Origin of the sequence: Microcystis viridis FACHB-1342, assembly GCF_014698335.1 — a bacterium.
Taxonomy (GTDB): domain Bacteria; phylum Cyanobacteriota; class Cyanobacteriia; order Cyanobacteriales; family Microcystaceae; genus Microcystis; species Microcystis ichthyoblabe_A.
Genome location: NZ_JACJSV010000057.1, coordinates 21629 through 30494 on the forward strand (window position 1 = coordinate 21629; position 8866 = coordinate 30494).

General features: G+C 44.2%; 9 protein-coding genes. 4 read left to right on the top strand and 5 right to left on the bottom strand.

Annotation, left to right across the window (positions count from 1 at the left end):
- Positions 1-443 precede the first annotated feature (443 nt).
- Together H6G40_RS17045 and H6G40_RS17050 are read left to right on the top strand one after the other, a co-directional pair.
- Positions 444-1985 (top strand): hypothetical protein, encoded by a 1542-nt coding sequence (locus tag H6G40_RS17045; protein ID WP_190538036.1) that lies wholly within the window; start codon positions 444-446, stop codon positions 1983-1985.
- A 460-nt stretch (positions 1986-2445) separates the two neighbouring features.
- Positions 2446-3012 carry a hypothetical protein gene (locus tag H6G40_RS17050; RefSeq protein WP_002733715.1) on the top strand — a complete coding sequence of 189 codons (567 nt, stop codon included), beginning with the start codon at positions 2446-2448 and terminating at the stop codon, positions 3010-3012.
- 519 nt (positions 3013-3531) lie between these two features.
- Here H6G40_RS17050 and H6G40_RS17055 read toward each other — a convergent pair.
- From H6G40_RS17055 to H6G40_RS17075, 5 genes are all read right to left on the bottom strand, one after another.
- Positions 3532-4890: a hypothetical protein gene (locus tag H6G40_RS17055; protein ID WP_002733101.1), complete on the bottom strand. Its 1359-nt coding sequence runs from the start codon at positions 4888-4890 to the stop codon at positions 3532-3534.
- Between the two features lie 272 nt (positions 4891-5162).
- Positions 5163-5747 carry a YqiA/YcfP family alpha/beta fold hydrolase gene (locus tag H6G40_RS17060; protein WP_002733444.1) on the bottom strand — a complete coding sequence of 195 codons (585 nt, stop codon included), beginning with the start codon at positions 5745-5747 and terminating at the stop codon, positions 5163-5165.
- Positions 5748-5971: 224 nt separating this feature from the next.
- Positions 5972-6277 carry a DUF2973 domain-containing protein gene (locus tag H6G40_RS17065; protein WP_002732775.1) on the bottom strand — a complete coding sequence of 102 codons (306 nt, stop codon included), beginning with the start codon at positions 6275-6277 and terminating at the stop codon, positions 5972-5974.
- A gap of 99 nt (positions 6278-6376) precedes the next feature.
- Positions 6377-6784, bottom strand: coding sequence for a DUF2605 domain-containing protein (locus H6G40_RS17070; protein ID WP_002777118.1), 408 nt, complete (start codon positions 6782-6784; stop codon positions 6377-6379).
- Positions 6785-6799: 15 nt separating this feature from the next.
- The gene (locus H6G40_RS17075) at positions 6800-7426 is read right to left on the bottom strand and encodes a TenA family protein (RefSeq protein WP_069475683.1); all 627 of its coding nucleotides are present in this window, start codon (positions 7424-7426) and stop codon (positions 6800-6802) included.
- A gap of 119 nt (positions 7427-7545) precedes the next feature.
- Between H6G40_RS17075 and H6G40_RS17080 the strand changes: the two genes are divergently transcribed.
- Entirely contained in the window at positions 7546-7752 is a 207-nt protein-coding gene (locus tag H6G40_RS17080; protein WP_002732891.1) for a hypothetical protein, read from the top strand.
- 41 nt (positions 7753-7793) lie between these two features.
- Entirely contained in the window at positions 7794-8693 is a 900-nt protein-coding gene (locus tag H6G40_RS17085; RefSeq protein ID WP_069475684.1) for an amino acid ABC transporter substrate-binding protein, read from the top strand.
- Positions 8694-8866 lie beyond the last annotated feature (173 nt).

The following is an 8866-nucleotide window of genomic DNA, read 5'->3' on the forward strand; positions in this document are numbered from 1 at the left end:
GACTTAGCGTTTTATTTGAGGATAGATTTTTTAACCTAAAAAAGGCAAGTTGAAATCTGACCCACCTTTTGTTAATGTCGCTTGACTTTCCTCTTGGGTGAGATTCCAGTCGAAAGCATCAATAGTAGATGATAAGTCTTTGTTCTCTCCTCTGTTCGTTGTGCTTAACAATAATTAAAATTCTCTCAATCCTTGATAGGAGAGACATTTTCTGCTATGGACGGTCTTAGTCAGGGTCAGACCGGTAATTTTTCTTTACAAAAGTTTATTAATTGTCGCCCCAGAAGCCGATTTCCCCTTTTTCTCCCTCACCAGACCATATAGAAAATTCAATAGATAGATTCTCAAAAAACAATCAAACAATTCTGTAAAATTGAGGCCATAACCTGATCTTCTCGCGCTTTTGCTGACACCAGAGCATTCAATGACTCTAGCAAAAATCAATGGTTTGTATAGATTTTGGCCTTGGCTCTAGGAGGAACGTGCTATCCCTACTACATAAATTAATCCCAGTCAAAACCCTTCGTATATGTCTTGTGATCGGTTTACTGACCATTCTGTTAACTGCCTGTGGCGATCGCTTGACGGCTACCAATCTCCCCACTTCCGAAACCTCTAATCTTCCCGTCGTCCAAGGCCGCATTTCTGAGGTTGCTCCCCCGGCCCTAATTCAGGAACTGCGCCCCAGTTTAGAGCGTTACGCTCCCCAAGTAACGATTCTCAGTCCTCTGGCCGAACAAGTTTTCGATGACACCCAGGTGATAGTTAAACTACAAGTGTCAGATCTGCCAATTTTCCAAGACGATACCCTGAAATTAGGACCCCACTTGAGTCTAATTGTCGATAATGAACCAGCAGCAGCTATTTACGACCTCAAGCAACCGATTATCCTAGAAAATCTTGCCCCAGGTACTCATACCCTGCGCGTCTTGGCCCTGCGTCCTTGGCAGGAAAGTTTTAAAAATGATGGGGCCTTCGCTGAAACAACCTTTCATATTCTGACAAAAACAGGCAAAAATGCCCCTGATTATAACTTACCCCTGTTGACCTACAGTAGTCCGCAAGGAATCTACGGTGCAGAACCGATCCTGCTCGATTTTTATCTGAGTAATGCTCCCCTACGTCTGTCCAATACTGCCAACGAAGATAATAATCTTCAAGATTGGCGCATTCGTGTCACTGTCAACGGTGACAGTTTTCTGCTTGATACTTGGGAACCGATTTATCTCAAGGGTTTTGCCAAGGGCAATAACTGGGTACAACTAGAATTCATCGATGGTCAGGGAAATAAAGTCGAAAACGAGTTTAATACCAGCGTGCGCGTGATTAGCTTTGATCCCTCTTACCAAGACGGCCTCAGTCAATTAGTCCGCGGCGATTTATCCCCTACAATTGCCCGTAGCATCGTTGATCCCAACTATCAAACTATTCCCACTCCAGAGGAAGAAACCCCTGTTATCGAACCAGAAACCCCTGTTATTGAGGAGGAAAAAACTCCCATAGTTGAGGAAAACCCTGTTATTGAGGAAGAAACACCCGTTATTGAGCCAGAAAGCCCTGTAGTTGAGGAAAGCCCCGTAGTTGAGGAAAACCCTGTTATTGAGCAGGAAAAACCCGTTATTGAGCCAGAAAGCCCAATCGTGGAAGAAAACCCTGTTATTGAGCCAGAAAGCCCAATCGTGGAAGAAAAACCAGTAGAGACAGAAACAATCGAAAAGGTGGAGGAAACCCCTGAAGCGATCGAATCTCCCCTAACCACCATACCAGAGACAAAGGAGATTAACGAACCGGCCTCTGGGATTCAGCCTCCGCTAGAAGTGGAACCTATTCCCGAACCCCAGAACAATAGCGAGCAAAAAATCACCATTTTTGATCGCGTTCAACAAACCTTAAACCGCTTCCAGTTGGCCTCTTCCCCAGCAGAAAAAGATATCGAACTACCCACCCTCGATCCTGAATTATTCAGCAATGTCGAGCGGTCTTAGAGCCTAGCTTAATCCAGTTTTCAGGGGAAGTGGGGGGGTGGGGGTTTTTCAGTGAGCAGTAAACAGTAATCAGTAATCAGTGAAAAGAAAGCTCCCAAGTTTGGTTATATTGGAGTTAAAGTGATAAGCTTATCTTATCGAAAAAACGGCATAAGCCTTATGTCCCTACCATTAACATCGTGCCGGCTGTAGGGGCGCAAGGTGGTCAGTGAGTTTATCGAACTGCTTGCGCCCATTATGTGACATGGTGAACATTTTTCACCTGATGTCCAGAAGACACCGAAGTTTTCACCCAACACTGTCTACTTAAAACTGCAATCTGATAACTGATAACTGAAACCTCCAACCGCTTGATCGAGAAATTATTAAACTAATATTTCGCAATATAGACAAAATTGGGAACTAGGTTATAATCTAAAACGTCTATAGACAATTTACTAACTTTTTGCTTGAGGTAATTGTGTTTAACAAAATTTCCCTTGTCGCTGGTTTTGCCGGTTTAGTTGCCCTAACTACCGTTGGTGCTGTACCCGTACAAGCAGGACCACAAAATAACGAAATCCTGATCAGTCAACTGCGCGGCCATAACACCTACAGAGGTGAGCCACAACTCAACCCCGGTGACTATGTACTAGGTCGCGTCCGGGGAACCGTGGGTGGCATTATGTCCATCCAATTGATCAGACCTGTAACAGTGGATGGCAAAGAAATTTTCAGTGGTGACTTTGCCGACGGAACCACCGCTCGTATTGTTGGGGATGCCACTGGTGGTGATGACGTGATTTTGCAAGTGGTAGATGGCAAATTAGTTTATGTGGGTAAAGCTCGTCCCTATTGGGTTTCCCGCTTGAAACTAAAATCAGAAATCGCCGTCAGTAGCACTCGCTCGCAACTTTTAAGAGAAATCAACGAAAAACAACCCGCTTGGGGACTTCCCGCTTTACCCCCGGAAACCAGAACCTTTACTGAAGTTGCTCCCCAACCTGCTCCCGAGCCTAGTGTATCTCCTATCCGCGGACTTTGGTAGTGGCAATATATCAGGAGAAAACCTCTTGTCTTGAGACTGAGAAGCGTGAAAACTTTCCTCTCAATCTAACAAATTTGGACTAAATATAGCGTTTCTGATTCACAAGAGGTACATTCCCGATCCTGAACAGCTTAATCAGCAAAGGTTTAAGTGTGCCGCCCAGATGCGAGAACCGCTATAAATCCCTCTTTTTCAGATAAAAGGGGGATTATTCTGGCTCTTCGGGACTTGGCATGGTTCGATATGGGGGCATAAATCGACTAAATCCTTATCTGGCAAGAGATTTAATTGATTAGTTCGTCCAGATCGCCAACAATTGACAAAAATTGCGGCAATGTCTGTCTCTATAAGGGTTTCATTCCTTATAGAGACAGACATTGCATAAGACAAACCGAAGAACCATTATTATTAGACATTTCCATAATATTAATGCTCTTCTGGAATTTTCAGAAATCCCTGACCGAATCCAGATAGGGAAATTTTTCGATATTCACAGACCAATTCGACTCGCGTTAAGTTTTAAGGCTTGGTTGTAGCGCGAACGTATAGGTCGATCAGGTTGTTCGGCTCGTCATAGGCGATGCGCTTGCCTGCCATCAGATCGCTACGCAACAGGGCGCGCATACGATTTGCAGTCGCGTCGTCAAGTTCCGTGCCGGGCCGCACTTCGTTCAAACGATTGCGCAATACTGCATTGTCGCTGCTCATTGTGATGCGCCAGCCTGGTTTGGCACCTATGGCTTCTGGGGCCAAATCCATTTTTTGATTCTTGTCTTGCATGAAAAACGTATGGATTGTCCGGTAGGCATTCCTGCCGATAATCGGAACATCGGGTTGGGTCTGTTCTCCAGTGTTGATTTTGGTCATTTCGTGGGCGATGGGAACCATTTGCTTGAAAGCATACTTTTTCTCCACTATTTGGTTGCCGAGTCGGCGCAGATTCGCCAACAGCTCGGAACTTGGCGCATGACCATTGGTTGCTGCCTCGCGTGTGAAACCAGCCCAAATGCCATCGGCTCCGTTTAACAAAGCTTCCATGATTGACGCATTTTCCATACCATTTCCCGCATGCATATGCACTAGCAATTTGATATTGGGCGGCATAAGTCCTTTGATCATGGCGGTCAATGTGGCGATCTGGAAAGGTAGCGCCGTTCCTTTTCCATCCTCGTAGAGAATGGCGGCGATGGGTTGAGTCGCTAGAAACTTCGTAACCCTTGCCACCCATTCCCAATCCTCGAAAAACGCATCTACACCATCCTGGTAGTTGATATACACGCGGGGAGCGCCTCCGTTATCACCGCGTATATTTTCATGAGTCCATTTAATGGTGGCGGCAAGTTCCCGTAGGTAATTGTCGCGGTCTTCTACGCGGACGTAGGCCTTAGTGATGTCAAGATCAAAGATAGCGTTAGGGATTTTATATTTTTTCAGCTTCTCCATGCTGATGTCTGCATTAAACACCTTTTGGTCAGCGGAAAACTTCCCGGGCGAGGCGAATCCAAAAGTACCTGTCAGGTCTTCTTTCCTTTCGTTGAGTAATTTGCAGAAGGCATCGTCAACTTGCTCAATCTCTGGCATCGACACATTGAAAGTTGCCAGTAAAATCTCCTTAAAGCCGAATTTTCTCGCCAGGCTTAAAAGGGCGAGTTTGTTTTCAAGAACATGGCCTATGGGGGAACCTACAGCAGGCTCGCGAATCGAAAGATCCAACACCATCGGGTCAAGGTTGCGGAGAGCCTGTTCTTTGCTTTCCATTGCTTTGAGTAAAGATGAAAGTTTAAGCCGTTCTTCAGGGGTTAAAACACTTACTTTGAGTAAAAATGAAATTTGAAGCCGTTCTTCAGGGGTTAAAACACTTTTGTCGCTGGGTTGCATTTGATTTTTTTTCTGTGGTAATAGTGATGTGGATTGAACGGTTGCGTTGACATCCTCACCGCCTTGATCGGACGGTGATTCCGGGCAGATCAAACAAACTTAATTGAACGATCTTCAGGTCTGTTGACGCTTCACTGGATGCCGCTACCTTAGCGGTAGTCTTACGCCTTCCTCCAGGTCTGTTTCAAGTCTCCTGAAAACATTTTAGCACAAAGCCGTCGTCAGCTGTCCTGCATTTAAATTAGGTATAAGATGTAGTAGTGCGGGCATCTTTAACTATCTAATGCGCTTAATTTCAGCCAAGGGCGATTCATGCAATAATGGCGACTATTTTCTAGGGGAATCACCTCATCGGCACGACCAGGAATAATCAGGGTAGGCAGCTGCCTGATCAACTTTTCTAGGGGATAATTGGCTAAATCCTCGATCAACTTGTAATCAATTGGCAGATAACGGCGATAACCGTAGTGATAAACCGATAAACTCCCAGATTTTTGCCAATTGGCTAGGGTTTCTGCTCCCAATTGTCCTAACCAAATCGGCCCGAAATTAAAAGCGGGAGCTAATAAAACGAGCCTTTGCACCTGAAAATAAGTTTCTGCCAGCCAAGCTGCCGTTAAACCGCCAAAACTGGAACCAATCAGTGTAACGGGAAACTGAGATTGTTCAATCAATTGGCCGACTTGAACAATCTGACGAGTGAGAGTTAAGCTAGAAAAGTCATCACCGTTAAGATCGGGAATTTCCATTGCTAAACCCCTCTTTTGCCAACAATGTCTCAAAAATTGCGCTTTTGTTGATTGGGGGCCAGAAGCAAAACCGTGTAGATAAATATATCTGTTTTCAAGGACTGCCATTCTAGAACCAATTAGGGTCTGCTGAAAAAGTTTGCTGGTGGGGGCAGGGTGTGGGGTGTGGGGTGCAGGGTTTTACCGATTTTGAGGAGGTCAATTACCTAATTTTCGGGGAAAAAGCACCTGAATTTTCCCCCTGATCACTCTCTTGCCTAGCACTTTTGGATTTCAAAAAGGTCTCAAAGTCTTACCCAACAAGATTTTTAGATTTATTCAGCCAACCCCAATTAGATTTCTTCATCTTGCTCTTTGGTAGCACTGGGAGAAGAATTATAAATAGCATCTAACTGTTGACGAGCATCTTCGACAGTGAGAGAACGAATCACTAACAGAGGTTCATTAATCGGTTGTCCGGCCTCGTCCAAAAGTTCTGGATGGGAAGTCATGGGATAACCGTAGGGATTATAGGAATTAGCCGATTTAGCAGGACGTTTCTGGGAATCCATGCTGACAGTAATCAGACTCCGAATTAAATTATTAATGGTCAAAAAAGCGATAACTGTGAAGGCGAGGATATAGAGCAGATGTAACATTGGCCGAGTCTCCCATGAATTATGTGTGAATATTCCTAATTGCCAAAACTTTATGCTAAAAATTCGCTCAATTCTCTAGCTTACCAAAAAAGTTTCAGGTTAAGCGTCAGTTTGAGGAGATTGATATTCTCCCCAACCCTGTAATCGACGACGACGACTGCTGACCCCCCAACACTCTGCCACCAGCTGGTGCCAAGGCAACAACATCTTGGCCTCGATACCCACCTGACCACCTGTGGTTTTAAAGAGTAAATGAGCCGTGGCTACCTCCTGTTGGGCGTTTTTGACTCTTGCTAATAAATCGTTTTGTTCCTCGAGGCTGAGAAAGGATAATCTCTCGGATTCGAGGAGAAGACGGGAACGGGAAAACCAATAGGTGAAATCCTCTAGTAGAGGTTCCAAGATGGTTTTCAGGAGTTCGTTTTCGGCGGGTTGCGAAGGGAACATTATTTTTATAATGACGATTTTGCTTACCTTAATCTTAGCGTCATTTATATTTCTTAACATTGTGACGGAAAAATTTTAAGATTTGCCCCAGCTGCAGGCGGCACTAAAGAAATCCAGTTCACAACTAAGGGCATAACGATAGGATAAAGAGATATTTTCGGTCATCAGGGTGTATTTATCCGCCAATTCCTCTAACTGGCTTGCTAAAGCTTCAAATTCATCCCCACTATAACTATCAATCCAAGCTTGATAGGGATTCTCAGAAATTGGTTCTAAGGCTAATTGTTGACCCAGATAAGCATAAAGACGCATACAGGGACTCATCGCCACAGCAATCGCACCGATGTCACCCATCCAAGCGGTAGCGAGAAGAAAATCCGTATAGCGACGGGTGGCATTAGCGGGCTGAACCTTTCTCAGGTCAACTCCCCACTGTAAAGCATAATTTTCATGTAATTCTAACTCCTTTAATACCCCCGCCGCTAACCGATGAAAGCTAGTAAATCCCTGCCAATCGGGAGCTTTAGCGGCGGCGATACTGTAAGCACGGGCGAAAGATTCCAGAAAAAAAGCATCCTGACCGACATAAAAAGCGAAACAATCCCGTTTAAGCTCTCCTGTGGCGATACCTCGCACAAAAGGGTGTTCTAGACAAGCTTGTACTAGATCTTGATGGCTGTGCCAAAGTTGCTGACTAAGCATGGGAAAATACTAATTAGGTGGACAAGGTTGGTTAACTAGAGTTCAGCATTCCTTAATCCAAACTGACGTTAAACCTGTTACAATAAAAAATATAACTGACTAAATTGGAATTAAAAACTATGCGACTTAAGCGATGGGAGTCCCCCCGCCGTCAGGGACGTAACGACAAAGGCAAGGGCGGTTCGGCCCGACAGCGACAACTGAAAAAACAATTTAAAATGTTGTCGAAAAAACTAAAAGGGGGAGAGAGTAACATCTCTCCTCTTTTTTTGTCCCCAGCAATCGCCGCTAAAAAATCTTCCTCTGGGAAACTCTCAGTCTCCTAAAACAGTCCCAGACTTGAGCCACTTTCAGATTAGGGAAAAAAATGAAGCGTACACTTGCCGTCATGACGATGACAGTAGCTTTAACCGTCACCAGTAACCATTCTAGCCTTGCGGGAGCAATCTTCGATCGCATTCAAAAAACTGGGGTAATTACTGCCGGCGCTCGTAAAGATGCTATTCCCTTTGGTTTTGTCAACTCCCAGGGCAAGTGGGTGGGTTACAGCCTTGATATGTTAGAGTTAATTCGCAAGGAAACCGAACGGAAGTTAGGAAAACCAATTAAGTTAAAAATTGTTGAGATTAATCCCCAAAATCGTTTTGAAAAGTTGAAAACAGGGGTTATCGATATCGAATGTGGCTCCACTACTTTTACTTGGAAAAGAGAAAATGAAGTGGATTTTTCCGTTAGTTACTTTGCCGGTGGTACTCAATTGCTCACCCGCAAAGGTAGTAATCTCGATGACATCGGTAGCCTGGCAGGCAGACGCATTGGAGTGATTGCCAATACTACTAATGAATCGGTAATTAAAACCCAACAACCCGCCGCTATTTTGGTCAAAGTTAAAAATCGTGGCGAGGGTTTACAAAAACTAGAAGCGGGAGAAATTGATGGTTTTGCCAGTGATGGCATTACCCTAGAAGGTTTAAGGAAAAGTGCTAAAAATCCTAATAATTTAGCCATAGTTCCCTCCTATCCCTACGCCTACGAATCCTATGCCTGTACTTTACCCGAAAATGATTCTAAATGGCGCGATACAGTGAATTACACCTTATTAAAATTCATGGAAGGGATCGTTAGCGACCAACAACAAGCGGTGACAATTTATGAACGTTGGTTTGGTGAAGATGGTGTTGTTCCCTATTCCAGAGAAACTATTAATGATTATTTTCAAGGCATTGTCAACACCTACGAATGGATTCCTTTAACTGTATTTCCCTAAAATTAAGACCTTTTCAGGGACAGATTGAAAAAGGCGGTAATGATTCGGTAGTAGTGGCGTAGCTCTGTTGCTTACCTGGTATGAATTGTGTAAAATATTTATTAATAAAAATAATTGGAACCCGATCAGTCTTTAAACCTCTAGCTTGATCATGACTTTTCTGATAAATATCT